This window comes from Streptomyces sp. NPDC033845 (genome assembly GCF_055576225.1).
This window is the reverse complement of sequence record NZ_JBVIRI010000004.1, coordinates 224973-242045: the sequence shown is the minus strand read 5'-3', so window position 1 is coordinate 242045 and position 17073 is coordinate 224973. Positions and strand designations below refer to the sequence as shown.

The following is a 17073-nucleotide window of genomic DNA, read 5'->3' as shown; positions in this document are numbered from 1 at the left end:
AGGGTGCCGGCTCCGGCCGGCGGCTACTCCGCGGAGAAGCGGCTCTGCCCGCGCCATTCGGCGACCAGGTCGGCCGGGGCCTTCTCCGGGGAGCCCGCGTCGTAGGGCGGCTGCGGGTCGTACTCGGTCAGCAGCTGCACGGACTGCGCGCAGCGGTCCCCGGCGATCCGGCCGAGCAGGGTGAGCCCCATGTCGATGCCCGCCGAGACCCCGGCGGCGGTGACGTACTTGCCGTCGGTGACCACCCGCTCCCCGGTCGGTTCGGCCCCGTAGGCGGGCAGCTGGTCCAGGGCCAGCCAGTGCGAGGTGGCCCGGCGGCCGTCCAGCAGGCCGGCCGCCGCCAGCAGCAGCGAGCCGGTGCAGACCGAGGTGGTCCAGGTGCTGGTGCGGTCCACCGACCGCAGCCAGTCCAGCACCGCCTTGTTCTCCATCTGCGCCTCCTGTCCGGGGCCGCCGGGGACCAGGACGATGTCCGGGGCGCCCACCTCGTCCAGGGACTTCTCGGCGACCACCGTGAGCTGGCCGGAGTCGTTGCGTACGGGGCCGGGGCGCTCGGCGACGAACACCGTACGGGCGTCGGGCAGCCGGCCGAGGGTGTCGAAGGGGCCGATGGCGTCGAGCGAGGTGAAGCCGTCGAAGAGCAGGATCGCGATCTGCACGGGGTCCTCCTGGGCGTGCGGTCGGTGGGTGGTCGGGTGGGCGCGGGTGTGGTCTAGCGGGTTCCGGGGCCGAAGCGGCGGCGGTATTCGGCGGGCGGCTGGCCCAGGGTGCGGACGAAGGCGCGGCGCAGGGCCTCGGGGTTGCCGTAGCCGCAGGCCCGGGATATCCCGGCGATGCCGTCGGTGCCGTCCTCCAGCAGCCGGCGGGCGTGTTCCACCCGGACCCGCTCCACATAGCGGCCCGGGGTGAGCCCGGTCTCCGTCTGGAAGGCGCGGGCGAAGTGCCGGGGCGAGAGGGCCGCCCGGGCGGCCAGCGCCGGCACGCTCAGATCCGCCCCGGGATGTTCGGCGATCCACTGCTGGAGGTCCCGCAGCGGTTCCCGGACGGCGGTCTGGGAGGCCAGCTGGGCGCTGAACTGGGCCTGGTTGCCGGGCCGGCGCAGGAAGACCACCAGGTGCCGGGCGATCGTCAGGGCGTCCTCCCGCCCGCGGTCCTCCTCCACCAGGGCCAGTGCCAGGTCGATCCCGGCGGTGACCCCGGCGCTGGTGGCCACCGGGCCGTCACGGACGTAGATGGGGTCCGGTTCCACCCGGACGGCCGGGTAGTCCCGGGTCATCCGGTCGCAGGCCGCCCAGTGGGTGGTGGCCCGGCGGCCGTCCAGCAGGCCGGCTTCGGCGAGCAGCAGTCCGCCGGTGCAGACCGACACCAGCCGGCCCGCGCGTCCGCCGTGCGCGCGGAGCCAGTCGGTGAGCCTGGGTTCGAAGGTGCCGGAGAACTGCCCGCCGGGGACGAGGACGGTGGTGTCCGCGTCCGGGACGGCCCCCTCCAGGGGCCCGTCGGGGACCAGGGTGAGCCCGCTGTTGGTGCGGACCGGCAGGCCGCCGGGCGAGACGGTCCGGATCCGGTAGCCCTCCCGGCCGGGGATCCGGCCGGCCCCGGCGAACACCTCCACCGGGCCGGTGACGTCCAGGCTCTGCACGCCCTCGTAGAGGAGGACGAGCACATCTCGCGTCGGCATGGCTCCATGGTCCGCCGGTCCGCCGACGGCGGCAATGACGGGCATCCCACCTTTCCTGCCATCGCCGGGCGGCCGGGGCCGCCACGGCTCGATAGGATCGCCGGATCATGACTGCAACCCTCGTCGCCAAGGAACTCGCCGCCGGTCACGGTGAGCGCTCCCTCTTCTCCGGGCTCGACCTCGTGGTCGCCCCCGGGGACGTCATCGGGCTGGTCGGCGTCAACGGCGCCGGGAAGTCCACCCTGCTCCGGCTGCTGGCCGGTCTGGACACCCCGGAGAGCGGTGAGCTGCGGCTGTCCCCGCCGACGGCCAGCGTGGGACACCTGCCGCAGGAGCCGGACCGGCGTCCCGGGGAGTCCGTACGGGAGTTCCTGGCCCGGCGCACCGGGGTGGCCGCCGCGCAGGCGGACCTGGACTCCGCCACCCAGGGTCTGGTGGACGGGGTGACGGGCGCGGACGACGCCTACGCGACCGCCCTGGACCGCTGGCTGGACCTCGGCGGCGCCGACCTGGACGAGCGGGCCCAGGAGGTCGCCGACGACCTGGGGCTGTCGGTGGGCCTGGACCTGCCGATGACGGCGCTGTCCGGCGGCCAGGCCGCCCGGGCGGGTCTCGCCTCGCTGCTGCTCTCCCGGTACGACGTGTTCCTGCTGGACGAGCCGACGAACGACCTGGACCTGGACGGGCTCCAGCGGCTGGAGCGGTTCGTGCAGGGGCTGCGGGCCGGCACCGTGGTGATCAGCCACGACCGCGAGTTCCTCGCCCGGACCGTCACCAAGGTCCTGGAACTCGACCTGGCCCAGCAGGAGATCAACCTCTACGGCGGCGGCTACGACGCCTATCTGGAGGAGCGCGAGACGGCCCGCCGGCACGCCCGCGAGGACTACGAGGAGTACGCCGACAAGCGGTCCGCGCTGGAGGGCCGGGCCCAGATGCAGCGCAACTGGATGGACAAGGGCGTCCGCAACGCCCGCCGCAAGGCCACCGACAACGACAAGTTCGCCCGGAAGTTCCGGGCGGACGCGAGTGAGAAGCAGGCCGCGAAGGCCCGGCAGACGCAGCGGGCGATCGAGCGGCTGGAGGTGGTGGACGAGCCCCGCAAGGAGTGGGAGCTGCGGATGGAGATCGCGGCGGCCCCGCGCTCCGGTTCGGTGGTGGCCACCCTGCGCGAGGCCGAAGTGCGGCGCGGGGACTTCCGGTTCGGGCCGGCCAGCCTCCAGATCGACTGGGCCGACCGGGTGGCGATCACCGGGTCCAACGGCTCCGGCAAGTCCACCCTGCTCGCCGCGCTCCTGGGCCGGCTGCCGCTGGACTCCGGTTCGGCCGTGCTGGGTTCGGGGGTGCTGGTCGGCGAGGTGGACCAGGCGCGCGGGCTGTTCCTGGGCGAGGAGCCGCTGCTGGAGGCGTTCTGCGCGGCCGTGCCGGACACCGAGCCGGCCGAAGTACGCACCCTGCTGGCCAAGTTCGGGCTGAAGGCGGCGCATGTGCTGCGGCCGGCCGGCACCCTGTCCCCCGGCGAGCGGACCCGGGCGGCGCTGGCGCTGCTCCAGGGACGCGGGGTGAACCTGCTGGTGCTGGACGAGCCGACGAACCATCTGGACCTGCCGGCGATCGAGCAGCTGGAGTCGGCCCTGGAGGCCTACGAGGGGACGCTGCTGCTGGTCACCCACGACCGCAGGATGCTGGAGGCGGTGCAGGTGACCCGGCGCCTGGAAGTGGCCGCCGGCCGGGTCACCGAGCTGTAGCCGGCCCGGGGGCCGGGCCCGGACCAGTGGCCTGCGGCCGGGCCGCGCGCGGAGGCTCCGGGTCGAAGGCCCCGGCCCGTCCGGGCCCCGCCCGGAGGCCCGGCCGGACGCGTCCACGGGGCCTCCGGGGCCGGGCGATGCCGGGGCCAAGTGCCTGTGGCCGGGCCGCGGCCAGGGCCGAACGGCAGGGGCCCCGGGGTCGAGGGCCCTGCCGGGCGCGGCCGCGGCCGGGGCGGCGGGCCGGACGCCCGGGTCAGCGCTTGCGGGAGTTGCCCTCGTTGCCGCCGGCCAGGCCGGCCCGGCGCAGGGCGTCGGCCATCGCGCTGTTGCCGGGGGCGGCTCCGCCGCCCTGGCCGCGCCGGCCGGAACCTCCCTGGCCACCGCCCTGGGCGCCGCGCTGCTGCGGCGGACGGCCGCCGCGCTCGCCGCGCTCGCCCCGTCCTCCGCGCTCGCCGCGTTCGCCCCGCTCCTGGCGCGGCTTGCCGCCGCCCGGCTGGGCGGTCTCGTCCTCCAGCCGCAGGGTGAGCGAGATCCGCTTGCGCGGGATGTCCACGTCCATCACCTTGACCCGGACGATGTCCCCGGGCTTGACCACGTCCCGGGGGTCCTTGACGAAGGTCTTGGACAGCGCCGAGACATGGGCGAGGCCGTCCTGGTGGACGCCGATGTCGATGAAGGCGCCGAAGGCGGCCACATTGGTGACCACGCCCTCCAGGATCATCCCGGGGGCCAGGTCGGCGATCTTCTCGACGCCGTCCTTGAAGCTGGCGGTCCGGAAGGCCGGGCGCGGGTCCCGACCGGGCTTCTCCAGCTCCCGCAGGATGTCGGTGACGGTCGGCAGGCCGAAGGTGTCGGTGACGAACTCCTCCGGGCGCAGCGAGCGCAGCACCCCGGTGTTGCCGATCAGCGCGGCGACCTCGCCGCCCGACTTCTTCCCCATCGCCCGCACCAGCGGGTAGGACTCGGGGTGCACGCTGGAGGCGTCCAGCGGGTCGTCGCCGCCGCGGATCCGGAGGAAGCCGGCGCACTGCTCGTACGCCTTGGGGCCGAGCCGGGCCACGTCCTTGAGTCCCTTGCGGCTGCGGAAGGGGCCGTTGGCGTCGCGGTGCGCGACGATGTTCTCGGCGAGGCCGCCGCTGATCCCGGAGACCCGGGAGAGCAGCGGGGCGGAGGCCGTGTTGACGTCCACGCCGACGCCGTTCACGCAGTCCTCGACCACGGCGTCCAGCGAGCGGGACAGTTTCACCTCGGAGAGGTCGTGCTGGTACTGGCCGACGCCGATCGACTTGGGGTCGATCTTGACGAGTTCGGCGAGCGGGTCCTGGAGCCGGCGGGCGATGGAGACGGCGCCGCGCAACGACACGTCCATGTCCGGGAGTTCCTGGGAGGCGAAGGCGGAGGCCGAGTACACGGAGGCGCCGGCCTCGGAGACCATCACCTTGGTCAGCTTGAGTTCCGGGTGGCGGGAGATCAGGTCCCCGGCCAGTTTGTCGGTCTCGCGGGAGGCGGTGCCGTTGCCGATGGCGATCAGCTCGACGGAGTGCTCCTTCGCGAGCCGGGCCAGCTTGCCGAGGGCCTCGTCCCAGCGGTTGGCGGGCACGTGCGGGTGGATCACCTCGGTGGCCACCACCTTGCCGGTGGCGTCCACCACGGCCACCTTGACCCCGGTGCGGAAGCCCGGGTCGAGGCCGAGGGTGGCGCGGGTGCCGGCGGGGGCCGCGAGCAGCAGGTCGCGCAGGTTGGCGGCGAACACCCGGACCGCCTCGTCCTCGGCGGCGGCGCGCAGCCGCATCCGCAGGTCGATGCCCAGATGCACCTGGATCTTGGTGCGCCAGGCCCAGCGCACGGTGTCGGCCAGCCACTTGTCGGCGGGGCGGGCGCGGTCGGCGATGCCGAAGCGGCGGGCCACCATCCCCTCGTACGTGGAGGGGGTGCCGGGGGTCTCGGAGGGCTCCTCGGGCTCCAGGGTGAGGTCGAGGACGTCCTCCTTCTCGCCGCGCAGCATGGCGAGCACCCGGTGGGAGGGCAGGGCGGTGAAGGGTTCGGCGAAGTCGAAGTAGTCGGCGAACTTGGCGCCGGCCTCCTCCTTGCCCTCGCGGACCCGGGCGAGCAGCCGGCCGCGGCCCCACATGCGCTCGCGGAGTTCGCCGATCAGGTCGGCGTCCTCGCCGAACTTCTCGGTGAGGATGGCGCGGGCGCCCTCCAGTGCGGCGGCCGGGTCGGCGATCCCCTTGTCGGCGTCGACGTAGCCGGCCGCGGCGGCCGCCGGGTCGGTGCCGGGGTCGGCGAGGAGGGCCTCGGCGAGGGGCTCCAGTCCGGCCTCGCGGGCGATCTGCGCCTTGGTGCGCCGCTTGGGCTTGAAGGGGAGGTAGATGTCCTCCAGCCGCGCCTTGGTGTCGGCCGCGTTGATCCGGGCCGCCAGCTCGTCGGTGAGCTTGCCCTGGTCCCGGACGGAGTCGAGGATCGCGGCCCGCCGGTCCTCCAGCTCGCGCAGATAGCGCAGGCGCTCCTCCAGGGTGCGCAGCTGGGCGTCGTCCAGCATCTCGGTCGCTTCCTTGCGGTAGCGCGCGATGAACGGGACGGTGGAGCCGCCGTCGAGCAGCTCGACGGCGGCCTTGACCTGCCGCTCCCGTACGCCGAGCTCCTCGGCGATCCTGCCTTCGATGGACGTGGTCACGTTCTTCGTCCCGCCTTCGTCTGTGCCTGGAGCGGCCAATTGTGGCAGGTGGCGCGGGCCCCCGGGGTCAGGCCTTGCCGAGGAGGTCCGCGGGGAAGGCCCCGGCGGCGAAGGCCCGGGCGACGAACGCCCCGCCGAGTTCGGCGAGTCGGGCCAGTCCGTCGGCGCCCAGGTGCTCGTAGGGGGCGGCGTCCAGCCGGTCGGTCTCGGACTCCAGGTGTTCGCGGGCGCCGCGGCCGGCCTCGGTCAGTTCCCCGTCGGCGTCGAGGAGGCCGCGGTCGCGGAGCCGGGCGGAGGCGGCGTCCAGGTCGGCCTGTTCCCAGCCGCGGGTGGCCTTCAGCCATTTCCGGGAGAAGCCCTTGCCGGTGGCGCTGTGGCTGACCAGGGCCTCCAGGGGGTCCAGGCCGGCCGTGAGGAGGGCGGCGAGGTGGCCGTCGCCGCGGTGCTCGCGGAGCAGGGTGGTGGCGTGCCAGAGCCGCAGGTGGGGCTCCTCGGGGACGGGGAGGTCGGCGTGCGCGGAGTACAGGACCCGGCCGTGCCGGGTGCAGGCCTCGGTGGCGCGCAGGGCCAGGGCGGCGGCCTCGGCGAGCTCGGCGGAGGCGAGGGCCTCCTCGCCCAGCAGCCGGCGCAGGGTGGCGTCGGCGGCCCGGTAGCGGGCGGCGACGACCTGCTCGGGGGAGGCGGCGGTCCAGACGGCGGGCAGGTGCCGGGCGATCAGGTCGTACCGGTAGTTGTAGAAGGCGGCGGCCACCGGGCCGGCCCCGACGGCGCCCATGGCCGCGGACCGGGCGGCGAGGTTGGCGGCCGCCCGGTCGTGGATCCCGGCGGCGGCGAACTCCCGGGGGGTGTCCGGGGAGAAGTACACGGTGGAGTGCAGGGGGTTGACGGCTCCGTGCCAGGCACGGCGGGCGGCTCGCGGCTCAAGGCTCATGCGCGCAGGTTACCGACTGGTTGGTACGGCGTGAACCCCGGCCGGGTTCCCGCAGGTCGGAGCCCTCCCGGCGGGTGCGCGGGCGACGGGCCGGGAGACGGGCGGGGAGGCGGCCCGGGCCGGGGATATTCGATGGGAGCCCGGCCCCCCGCTGATTACAGTGGCGCACCGAGCGGACCGCCCGGACCGCCGGTCGGGAGGTCTCGTATGGGTGCGTTCAGGGTCGCCGTGGTGTCCGGCAAGGAGTTCCTCGCGCTGGACACCGATCTCCCGCTGATCGTGGACGCCCTGCGGTCGGCGGGACTGGACGCCGAGGCCGTGGCCTGGGACGGCGACCCCGGGCCGGCCGGCTGGGCCGGTTTCGACCTGGTGATGATCCGGTCCACCTGGGACTACGTCGACCGCGCGCGGGAGTTCCTGGACTGGGCGGACGCCACCGGGCGGGTCACCCGGCTGTGGAACCCGGCGCCGGTGGTCCGCTGGAACAGCGACAAGCGCTATCTGCGGGAGCTGGCCGCCCAGGGGGTGCCGGTGGTGCCGACCCGGTTCCTGGAGCCCGGCCCGGACGGCGCCGGGTGGACCGAGGAGCGGCTCGACGGACCGGACGGGGTGGTGGTCAAGCCCTCGATGTCCTCCGGGGCCCGGGACACCGCCCGCTACGAGCCCGGCCGGTCGGCCGACGCGGCCGCGCACGCCCGGACCCTGCTGGACCAGGGACGGACCGTGCTGATCCAGCCATACGTCCCGGGGGTGGCGGAGGGCGAACGCGCCCTGGTGTTCCTCGACGGGGAGTTCAGCCACGCGATACGCAAGCGGGAACTCCTCACCGAGCCCGGAGTGATCGACAACTTCCGTACCGCGCACCCCGGGGTCGAGCCCTACGACCCGACCGCGGCGGAGCTGCGCACCGCGCGGGCGGCCCTGGCCGCCGCCCCCTCCCAGGCCCCGCCGCCGCTGGCCCGGGTGGACCTGGTGCCGGGACCCGACGGCGAACCCCTGCTGATGGAGCTGGAACTGATCGAGCCGAACCTCTTCCTGGGGATGACCCCGGGCGCGGTGGAGCGATTGGCGGCGGCGGCCGCGCGGGCCACAGGAAGGACGGGGAGGGACCCGCTGGACGGGTGATCCTTTCGGCCGGATGGCGATCATGTGACAGCGGGTGCCGTGGACATGACTTGGGGCGGCGGGGGTGAATACGGTCGGACGGAGCAGTCGAACCGATCAGCGCCCCCTACCCCTTGGAGCTTTTCGTGCACCGCAGAGTCATCGCCCCCAGTGTGCTCGCCGCCTCCCTCCTGCTGGTGATCCCGGCGTCGGCGACGAGTTCCGGCCCGGGCGCCGCGGGGATCGGTGATCCCTACTATCCGGCCAGCGGCAACGGCGGATACGAGGTCTCGCACTACGACCTCCGCCTCCAGTACCAGCCCGCCACCGACCTGCTGGAGGGCACCGCCACCCTGCTGGCCACCGCCAAGCAGGACCTGTCCCGCTTCAACCTGGACTTCGGACTGAAGGTCAGCGAGGTCCGCGTCAACGGCGCCAAGGCCCGCTTCGCGACCTCCGGGACCCAGGAACTGGAGGTCACCCCGGCCGCCCCGCTGGCCAGGAACAAGCCGCTGACCGTGGTCGTCAAGTACGCGGGCAAGCCCTCCGAGCTGAAGGTGGACGGCTGGACCGCCTGGCACCGCACCCCGGACGGCGGGGTGGCCGCACAGGAACCGGACTCGGCGATCTGGTGGTTCCCGAGCAACGACCACCCGCTGGACAAGGCCACCTTCGACGTGTCCGTCAACGTGCCCGACGGCACCCAGGCCATCAGCAACGGCGTGCTCCAGTCACAGAGCTCCAAGCTCGGCTGGACCCGCTGGAACTGGCGGTCCAACAAGCCGCAGGCCACCTATCTGGCCACCCTCGCCATCGGCAAGTTCGACATCACCACCGACAGGACGGCGAGCGGGCTGCCGATCCTCAACGCGTACAGCAAGGACCTCGGCGACAACGACGGCGCGGCCCGCGCCAGCATCGAGCGGACCGGCGAGGTCACCGAATGGCTGGAGGGCGTGTTCGGCCCCTACCCCTTCAACGCCCTCGGCGGCTACGTCCCCAACGTGACCAGCGGCTACGCCCTGGAGACGCAGACCCGGCCGTTCTACAGCCCGCGCCAGTTCGCCAACGGCGCCAACGTCTCGGTGGTCGTGCACGAGATCGCCCACCAGTGGTACGGCGACAGCGTGTCCGTGGACAACTGGAAGGACATCTGGGTCAACGAGGGCTTCGCCCGCTACGCCCAGTGGCTGTGGTCGGAGAAGGAGGGCGAGGGCACCGCCCAGGAGCTCGCCGACTGGGTGTACTCCACCCGCCCGGCCGAGGACCCGTTCTGGCAGGTCAAGCCCGGTGACCCGGGCCCGGAGAACCAGTTCCACGGCGCGGTGTACGACCGCGGCGCCGTCGCGATCCAGGCGCTGCGGAACGAGGTCGGGGACGAGAAGTTCTTCAAGATCCTGAAGGGCTGGCCGACCGAGCTGAAGTACGGCAACGCCAAGGTCGGCGACTTCGTGCACTACGCCGAGCGGATCTCCGGCAAGTCCCTCGGGAAGCTGTTCGACACCTGGCTGTACAAGCCGGGCAAGCCGGCCGAGGGCCCGGTGGCCAAGAACGCCAAGCCGGCCAAGCCCGCCAAGCAGCGGATCCGGGCCGCCAAGCCGGCCGAGCCGCGCTCCTGGAAGAAGATCGCCGCGACGAACACCGTCCACGAGCACTGACCCCGACACCGGCCTCCGGGCCGCCCGGTCGCGCCGTCGCCCCTCAGCGGGCGGCGGCGCGCCACCGTCTCCGGGCCTCCCGGGCCACCGGCAGGTACCGCAGCCGCTCCGGGAGCAGCGGCACCAGATGCCGTACGAGCAGGCTGAGCAGCCGCAGCCGGCGCTCCTGGGCCGGGGTCCACTCCAGCCCCAGCGCGGCCCGGGCGTCCGGCGGCATGTAGCCCACGGTGGCGAAGGCCCGGAACCGCAGGAACAGCGTGCGCAGCGCGGGCCAGGCCAGCCGGGTCAGCACCCGGACCGGCAGCGGTCCGCCCTCCGGGCGGGGCAACGGCACGTCGGTGGCGAGGAGTTCGGCGGCCACCGGGGTCAACTCGGTCTCCTCGGCGAGCATCCGCCGGTAGTAGGGCCAGAACTCCTCGATGCTCTGCGGCATGTCCCGGTCGCGCAGCCCCAGGATCCGGCCGACCTGGAGCCACTCCCGGTAGAGCTGCCGCTCCTGGGCCGGGGTGAAGGGGCGGTAGAGATAGCGGGCCGCGTGCCGGTAGACGGGGAAGCCGGTGGCGTGCACCCAGGAGTAGCAGGCCGGGTCCAGTGAGTGGTAGGGCCGGCCCCGGGTGTCGGTGCCCTTGATGTCCTGGTGCAGCCGGCGCACCCGGCGGCCCTCCTCGGCCGCCTCCTCTCCCCCGTACACCCACAGCTGCACCGACCGCAGGGAGCGCTCGCCGCGCCCCCAGGGGTCGGTGCGGAAGACCGAGTGGCTGTCCACTCCGGCGCCGATGGCGGGATGCGCGACCTGCATGGTGAAGGCGGCGGGCAGCATCAGCAGCTGCCGGACGTCCCCGGCGAGGGTCCAGAGGATCCCGCCCGGCGGCGGCGGTTCGGGGTCCTTGCGCATGCGTCCTCCCAGGTCGGACCCGGTGGGCCCGGGCCTGCTCACAGTATGGCCACCGCGTATGGCCACGACCCGTCCAGATTCCCGGTGCACGGGTGTTACCCAGAGGTAACTGGGGCTGCTTTGATGGCGCCGTCGATCTCCCCCACAGGAATGTTGGAGACCCATGCCGCTCACCGAGCACCTCCGCAACCGGGCCGCCGTCAGCGCCGTCGCCGCCGTGGCCGTGGCCGCCCTGGCCGCCACCACGGCCCCGGCCACCGCCGCGCCCACCGCCGCGGACGCGACCCCGAGGCTCAGCGTCCTGACCTACAACGCGTTCCTGTTCAGCAAGAACCTCTATCCGAACTGGGGCCAGGACCACCGGGCGAAGGAGATACCGAGGGCCTCCTTCTACCAGGGCCATGACGTGGTGGTGCTCCAGGAGGCCTTCGACAACTCCGCCTCCGACGCGCTGAAGGCCGACTCGGCCGCCCAGTACCCCCACCAGACCCCGGTGGTGGGCCGCAGCAAGAGCGGCTGGGACGCCACCGGCGGCGCCTACTCCGCCACCACCCCGGAGGACGGCGGGGTCGCGATCCTCAGCAAGTGGCCGATCGTCCGCAAGGAGCAGTACGTCTACAAGGACGCCTGCGGCGCGGACTGGTGGTCCAACAAGGGCTTCGCGTACGTGGTGCTGAACGTGAACGGCGCCCGGGTGCACGTGCTCGGCACGCACGCGCAGTCCACCGACCCGGGCTGCTCGGCGGGCGAGGCGGCGCAGATGCGCAGCCGCCAGTTCAAGAACATCGACGCCTTCCTCGACGCCAAGAACATCCCGGCGTCCGAGCAGGTCATCGTGGCGGGCGACATGAACGTGGACTCGCACACCCCCGAGTACGGCACCATGCTGGCGGACGCGGGCCTGGCCGGGGCCGACGCCCGCACCGGGCACGTCTACTCCTTCGACACCCGGGACAACTCCATCGCGGCGGAGCGCTACCCGACCGACCCCCGCGAGGACCTGGACTACGTCCTGCACCGCACCGGCCACGCCCGCCCGGCGGGCTGGACCAACGAGGTCGTCAAGGAGCAGTCGGCCCCCTGGACGGTCTCCAGCTGGGGCACCTCCTACACCTACACCAACCTTTCCGACCACTACCCGGTGATCGGCCGCTGACCACGCGCCGCCGCCCGGAGGGCGGGGTTCTCCGGGCGGCGGCGGGGTGGGGCAGTCGGGTCAGGCGGGTCAGGCGGGTCAGGACTCGGTGGAGCGTTGCCATTCGCGGGCGTAGTCCTGGAAGATCTCGCGCAGGTGGTGGCCGATCTTCAGGTAGTCCAGGTCGTCGAGGTTGGCCAGGGAGACCCGGACCGACCATTCGGGGCCCTCGAAGCCGCCGCCGTTGAGGAGGACCACCGAGGTCTGCTCGGCGAGCCGGAACAGCGGGTCCACGGGTTCGTAGTTCTTTTCCAGGAAGTCCGCGAACTCCTTGCCGTGGACCCGCTCGGCCTCGGCGAGCAGGTCGAGTTCGATGTAGTAGCCGGCCCGCTTGTCATCGGCGGCGATCTTCATCTGGGCGCCCTCCAGGAGGAGGTCCAGCCGGCGGTGGACGATCTCGCGGAGCCTGCCCTTGTACTCCTGGCCCTCGTCGAGGAGGTCGAAGAGGGAGAACAGGGCCATCATCGTCTGCTGCGGCAGCGAGAGGCCGGCGGTGTGGTTGAGGGCCACCGAGCGGGAGTCGGCGACCATCCGGTCGATGAACCTGATCTTGTCGGGTTCCAGGGTGAGGGTGCCGTACCGCTTGGCGAGGCGGGCCTTCTGGTCCTCCGGGAAGGCGGCGATCATGTCGTCGATGACGTTGTCCCGGGCCAGGCCGATGACTCCCAGGCGCCAGCCGGTGCAGCCGTAGTGCTTGGAGTACGAGTACACCAGCAGGGTGTTGCGGGGCAGTTCGGCGGCGACGGACCGGAAGCCGGGGACGAAGGTGGCGTAGACGTCGTCGGTGACGATCAGCAGGTTGGGGTTGGCGGTGGCGACGATGTCCTTGATCTGGTTCGCGACCCGGTCGCTGAGCGCCAGCGAGGGCGGGTTCGAGGGGTTGACCAGGCAGACCAGCTTGACCGCCGGGTCGGCGAGCTTGGCGACCTCCTCCTCGGGGTAGCGCCACTGCCGCACCCCGCTCTCGGCGAACAGGCTGGCGTTGACGTAGACCACGTCGAACTCGAAGGTGTCGAGCTCGGGGATCTCGATGTACGGGGTGAAGACGGGCACCATCAGGGCGATCTTGTCGCCCTTGTGCAGGATGCCGTTCTTCATCAGCGAGTCGAAGATGTAGCACATGGCGGCGGTGCCGCCCTCGGTGGCGAACAGGTCCAGCGGGTTGTCCTTCGGCGGCCGTCCGTCGAAGAGCTCCGCCCCGAGGTAGGAGCGGACGACCTGTTCGGCGTGCACCAGCATCCGGTCCGGCACCGGGTAGTTGTCACCGGTGATGGAGTCGGTGAGCTCGTGGACGAAGGAGTCCTTGTCGAACCCGAAGGTGTCCAGGGCGTACCGGACGCACTTGTCGAGGAGTTCGACGCCGGGGAGGTCGGGGTGGCGGCGCTGCCAGGAGTCGAAGCGGTCGCCGATGCCCTTCTTCTCCGGCATGCCGCCGAGGTTGTCGGCGGTCCAGACCCGGCGGGACTCGTCGAGGGCGAAGTAGCCCAGCGCGTAGAAGGCCTCGCGGGGGCCGGTGGCGATCCAGTTGGGGTTGCCGCGGCCCGCGTTGAGCATCGCGCGGGTGGTGGTCTCCTTCTGGCCCGGCTTGTCGCCCTGGGCGGCCTGGGCGAGCTCGATGAACTTGTCCTTCAGCTCGAACGGGCTGAGCTGGGCGAAGGACTGGATCTCCTCGCGGGTGAAGCTGGTCTTCGGCACGGTGTTCCGTCCTTCGTTCGGTGTGGTTCGGGACCGCGGGTCAGTGGTTGAGGAGGACGATGACGGCGCCCCAGATGGTGAGGAGCACATTGCTGATGGCGTACGGGATCGTGTAGCCGAGCACCGGGACCTGGGACTTGGACTGCTCGTTGACCGCGCCGATGGCGGCGGTGGTGGTCTGGCCGCCGGCCAGCACGCCCATCAGGATCGGGAACCGGATCTTCTGGATGTGGTGGCCCACCAGGAAGCCGACGAGCAGCGGGATCAGGGTGGCGACGGCGCCGAAGACCAGCAGGCCCCAGCCGGCCGTGGCCAGTCCGCTGGTGAAGCTCGGTCCGGCGTTGATGCCGACCACGGCGACGAACAGGCAGAGCCCGAGGGTGTCCATGAACCACTGGGCGCCGGGCGGGACGTTGCCGTACGTCGGGTACTTGCCGCGGATCCAGCCGAAGATCAGGCCCATGATGAGGGCGCCGCCCGAGGTGGACAGGGAGATCGGGACACCGCCGGCGGTGAGCGCGGGGATGCCGAGGCAGCCGCCGAGGAAGATGCCGAGGCCGACCCAGATCATGTCGGTGGCGAAGCTGGTGGGCACCGGCTTGCCGATGGCCTTCCCGGCCGGGTCGACCAGCCGCTTGGGCCCGGAGAGGATCAGGGTGTCGCCGCGCTCCACCGGGGTGGAGAGCCGGTAGGGGAACTCCGCGCCGGCCCGGAACAGCTTGTCGATGTAGACGCCGACCATGAAGGGTTCCTGGCGGAGTTCCGCGATGCTCTTGCCCAGTTGGGCCTTCTCGGAGACGACCACGTGCAGGGTCTCGGTCTGGTAGCCGAGGAGTTCCACGTCGTCGGTCTCGGGGCCGATGTGGGAGCGGGCGTCGAACTCGACCAGGGAGCCGCGCAGGGCGCTGACGGCGACGATGTCCCCGGCGCGCAGGACGGTCTGCTGGGTGTGGTCGAGGATCGCGCCGTCCCGCCGGATGCGGGTGAGGTAGATCCGCCGGCCGAGGGCCTTCTGCTGCTGCTCGAAGTCCTCGATGGTGCGGCCGACGAGGTCGGGATGGCCGAGGGTGTAGGCCCGCAGGACGATCTCGTAGTAGCCCTCGTGGAGGTCGGGGTCGTCGACGGGGGCGTCGAGCTCCTTGGCCAGCTGGACGCTCTCGGCGGCCAGGTCGCGCCGGTACAGCCTGGGCAGGATGTTGGCGAGCAGGATGGCGCAGAGGATGGTGCCGAGCGGGTAGGTGACCGCGTAGCCGACGGCGACCAGGTTCTCCTGTTCCTTGAGCTGGTCCGGGGTGAGGCCCGGGAGGCTGCCGATCGCGTCCTGGGCGACACCGATGACGGCGGACTGGGTGAGGGCGCCGCCGAGCAGTCCGGCGGACAGGCCGGGCCCGTAGCCGAGCATCACGGCGAAGCCCCAGCAGACCAGCAGTCCGGTGACGCAGACGATGACGGCGTTGATGACCTGGGGCAGGCCGTCCTTCTTCAGTCCGCGGAAGAACTGGGGGCCGACCTTGTAGCCCAGGGCGAAGAGGAACATGATGAAGAAGAGGTTCTTCACCGTCCCGTCGATGGTGATCTTGAACTGGGCGCCGAGCACCAGTCCGGCGATGAGGCAGCCGGTGACGGCGCCGAGGCCGATCGCCCGCCAGCGCAGCTTCCCGACGAGGAAGCCGAGGGCGACCGTGAGGAACACCAGGAGCTCCGGATGGGGCTGGAAGATGTTCCGGTTCAGGAAGTCGATCATGTGCGGGCTCCGTCGGTGGTCATATCAGGCTCCGAGGACGCCGACGAGGATCGGCCCGGTCAGCGGCAGCAGGAAGTTCGACAGGGTGTACGTGATCGTGTAGCCGAGCATCGGCACCGAGCTCTGGGCGACCTGGGTGATGGAGGTGATGGCCGGGGTGGAGCACTGCTGGCCGGCGATCGCCCCGATCAGCAGGGGTTTCTCGATCTTGAGGAACTTCCGGCCGATCACCAGGGAGAGGGTGGCCGGTACGAGCACCATGGCGATGCCCGCGAAGGGCAGCAGGGCCCCGTACTCCTTGAGCAGCGGCCAGGCCTGCGGGCCGGAGGTGAGGCCGGTGCAGGCGATGAACACGGCCAGGCCCATGTCCTTGATGGTGGTGGCGGCCTGCGGCGGGAAGGCGCCGAAGGTCTGCCGGGTGGACCGGAACCAGCCGAACAGCAGCCCGGAGATCAGACAGCCGCCACCGGTGCCCAGCGAGAGCGGGATGTCTCCGAAGCGCACCACGATCTGGCCGAGGAGGGAGCCGGCCGCGATGCCCAGTCCCAGGTAGATGAAGTCGGTGGAGTCGTTCTTGGCCACCGTCCCGATCCTGGCCACCAGCCGGTTGAGCCCGGCCCGGGCACCGACCAGGGTGACCACGTCGCCGCGTTGGATCACCGTGTCGGCGGTGGCCGGCAGGGTGGTGTCCCCGCGCACGACGTCGGTGACGTACACCCCCGAGCGGCGGAACTCCGGGTGGTCCTGCTGGATCTGGTCCAGGGTGCGGCCGCCCACCGCCTTGTCGGTGACGGCGATCTGGCTGGTGGCCAGCGCGGTGTCCAGGCCGGGGATGCCGGGGGTCTCGGGGCCGATGGCCTGGCCGGCGGCGATGGCGTTGGCCCGGCGGCCGACGATCAGCACCAGGTCGGAGAGGGTCAGTTCGAGGGCGGGGTCGGGCGGCAGGTTCTTGGAGCCGCGCCGGACCGCCTCCACGGTGACCCGGCCGCCGAACTCGTGCTCCAGCGAGCCGACGGTCCGCCCGTCGGCCCGGGTGACCAGATAGGTGCGGCCGACCAGTCCGGGCAGCGCCTCCAGCTCGTCGCTCTCCAGACCGCCGCCGCCACCGCCGCGCATCTTCTCCCACAGCTCGCGGGAGGCGTCCCGGAGGTTGATGCGGAGCAGCATCGGCATGAACTGGCTGGTGTAGAGGACGATGGTGATCAGGCCGAACAGGTAGCAGACCGTGTAGGCCGTGGCCACGTGCCCCTGGTAGGTGGTGATCTGCTCCGCGGTCAGGTTGTCGAGCTTGCCGATGGCCTCGGTGGCGGTGCCGACCACCGCGGACTCGGTGGCGGCCCCGGCCAGGATCCCGGAGGCGGTGCCCACGTCCAGGTCGAAGGCCTTGGCCAGCCCGTAGGCGATGCCCAGCACGCTGACCAGCTCGATCAGGCAGAGCGCGAAGAAGCGCATGCTCCTGCGGTTGAGGTTGGCGAAGAACTGCGGGCCGGCCATGTAGCCGAGGGCGAAGATGAACAGCGCGAAAAAGATCGTCTTCACGTCCTCGTCGACCACGATGCCCGCCCAGGCACCGAGCAGCAGCGAGACGATCAGCGTGCCGCAGATGCCGCCCAGCTGGATGGGTCCGACCCGGACCTTGCCCAGCAGGTAGCCGGCCGCGAGACAGAGGAACAGGGCCAATTCCGGATGATCGCGAAGTACTCCCACCCGCCCACCGTCACCCGGTGCGCGGCGCGCCGCTCACCGGATGA

At 72.2% G+C, this 17073-nt stretch carries 12 protein-coding genes; 4 read left to right on the top strand and 8 right to left on the bottom strand.

Going from position 1 to position 17073, the window contains the following annotated elements; all coding sequences use genetic code 11:
* Positions 1-23 precede the first annotated feature (23 nt).
* The gene (locus tag ACZ50K_RS10875) at positions 24-659 is read right to left on the bottom strand and encodes a DJ-1/PfpI family protein (RefSeq protein WP_468900469.1); all 636 of its coding nucleotides are present in this window, start codon (positions 657-659) and stop codon (positions 24-26) included.
* A gap of 53 nt (positions 660-712) precedes the next feature.
* Positions 713-1678, bottom strand: coding sequence for a GlxA family transcriptional regulator (locus ACZ50K_RS10870; protein WP_468900467.1), 966 nt, complete (start codon positions 1676-1678; stop codon positions 713-715).
* A gap of 107 nt (positions 1679-1785) precedes the next feature.
* On the opposite strand from ACZ50K_RS10870, the gene ACZ50K_RS10865 reads away from it, so the two are divergent.
* Positions 1786-3423, top strand: coding sequence for an ABC-F family ATP-binding cassette domain-containing protein (locus ACZ50K_RS10865; RefSeq protein WP_468900464.1), 1638 nt, complete (start codon positions 1786-1788; stop codon positions 3421-3423).
* 253 nt (positions 3424-3676) lie between these two features.
* Here ACZ50K_RS10865 and ACZ50K_RS10860 read toward each other — a convergent pair whose 3' ends face one another.
* Positions 3677-6100 carry a Tex family protein gene (locus ACZ50K_RS10860; protein WP_468900462.1) on the bottom strand — a complete coding sequence of 808 codons (2424 nt, stop codon included), beginning with the start codon at positions 6098-6100 and terminating at the stop codon, positions 3677-3679.
* A 67-nt stretch (positions 6101-6167) separates the two neighbouring features.
* Positions 6168-7031, bottom strand: a complete 864-nt coding sequence (locus ACZ50K_RS10855; RefSeq protein WP_468900461.1) for an SCO6745 family protein — start codon at positions 7029-7031, stop codon at positions 6168-6170.
* Between the two features lie 207 nt (positions 7032-7238).
* Here ACZ50K_RS10855 and ACZ50K_RS10850 point away from each other — a divergent pair, with 207 nt between their 5' ends.
* Both ACZ50K_RS10850 and ACZ50K_RS10845 read left to right on the top strand, forming a co-directional pair.
* Positions 7239-8156 (top strand): ATP-grasp domain-containing protein, encoded by a 918-nt coding sequence (locus tag ACZ50K_RS10850; RefSeq protein ID WP_468900459.1) that lies wholly within the window; start codon positions 7239-7241, stop codon positions 8154-8156.
* Between the two features lie 125 nt (positions 8157-8281).
* Positions 8282-9793: a M1 family metallopeptidase gene (locus ACZ50K_RS10845; RefSeq protein ID WP_468900456.1), complete on the top strand. Its 1512-nt coding sequence runs from the start codon at positions 8282-8284 to the stop codon at positions 9791-9793.
* Positions 9794-9836: 43 nt separating this feature from the next.
* Here ACZ50K_RS10845 and ACZ50K_RS10840 read toward each other — a convergent pair whose 3' ends face one another.
* Positions 9837-10688: an oxygenase MpaB family protein gene (locus ACZ50K_RS10840; protein WP_468900453.1), complete on the bottom strand. Its 852-nt coding sequence runs from the start codon at positions 10686-10688 to the stop codon at positions 9837-9839.
* A gap of 163 nt (positions 10689-10851) precedes the next feature.
* Between ACZ50K_RS10840 and sph the strand changes: the two genes are divergently transcribed.
* Positions 10852-11844, top strand: a complete 993-nt coding sequence (sph, locus tag ACZ50K_RS10835; protein WP_468900450.1) for a sphingomyelin phosphodiesterase — start codon at positions 10852-10854, stop codon at positions 11842-11844.
* 78 nt (positions 11845-11922) lie between these two features.
* Here sph and ACZ50K_RS10830 read toward each other — a convergent pair whose 3' ends face one another.
* The 3 genes from ACZ50K_RS10830 to aspT (ACZ50K_RS10820) are packed head-to-tail and all read right to left on the bottom strand — an operon-like array spanning position 11923 to position 17029.
* Entirely contained in the window at positions 11923-13578 is a 1656-nt protein-coding gene (locus ACZ50K_RS10830) for a bifunctional aspartate transaminase/aspartate 4-decarboxylase (RefSeq protein ID WP_468900447.1), read from the bottom strand.
* A gap of 40 nt (positions 13579-13618) precedes the next feature.
* A complete protein-coding gene (aspT, locus tag ACZ50K_RS10825) occupies positions 13619-15322 on the bottom strand; it encodes an aspartate-alanine antiporter (RefSeq protein ID WP_468900444.1) in 1704 nt (567 codons plus the stop codon).
* A gap of 24 nt (positions 15323-15346) precedes the next feature.
* Positions 15347-17029: an aspartate-alanine antiporter gene (aspT, locus tag ACZ50K_RS10820; protein ID WP_468900441.1), complete on the bottom strand. Its 1683-nt coding sequence runs from the start codon at positions 17027-17029 to the stop codon at positions 15347-15349.
* Between the last annotated feature and the right edge of the window lie 44 nt (positions 17030-17073).

Coding starts and splice junctions, on each gene's coding strand:
- sph (WP_468900450.1), top strand. CDS start 10,852: ATGCCGCTCACCGAGCACCTCCGCAACCGGGCCGCCGTCAGCGCCGTC.
- ACZ50K_RS10840 (WP_468900453.1), bottom strand. CDS start 10,688: ATGCGCAAGGACCCCGAACCGCCGCCGCCGGGCGGGATCCTCTGGACC.
- ACZ50K_RS10865 (WP_468900464.1), top strand. CDS start 1,786: ATGACTGCAACCCTCGTCGCCAAGGAACTCGCCGCCGGTCACGGTGAG.
- ACZ50K_RS10855 (WP_468900461.1), bottom strand. CDS start 7,031: ATGAGCCTTGAGCCGCGAGCCGCCCGCCGTGCCTGGCACGGAGCCGTC.
- aspT (WP_468900444.1), bottom strand. CDS start 15,322: ATGATCGACTTCCTGAACCGGAACATCTTCCAGCCCCATCCGGAGCTC.
- ACZ50K_RS10870 (WP_468900467.1), bottom strand. CDS start 1,678: ATGCCGACGCGAGATGTGCTCGTCCTCCTCTACGAGGGCGTGCAGAGC.
- ACZ50K_RS10850 (WP_468900459.1), top strand. CDS start 7,239: ATGGGTGCGTTCAGGGTCGCCGTGGTGTCCGGCAAGGAGTTCCTCGCG.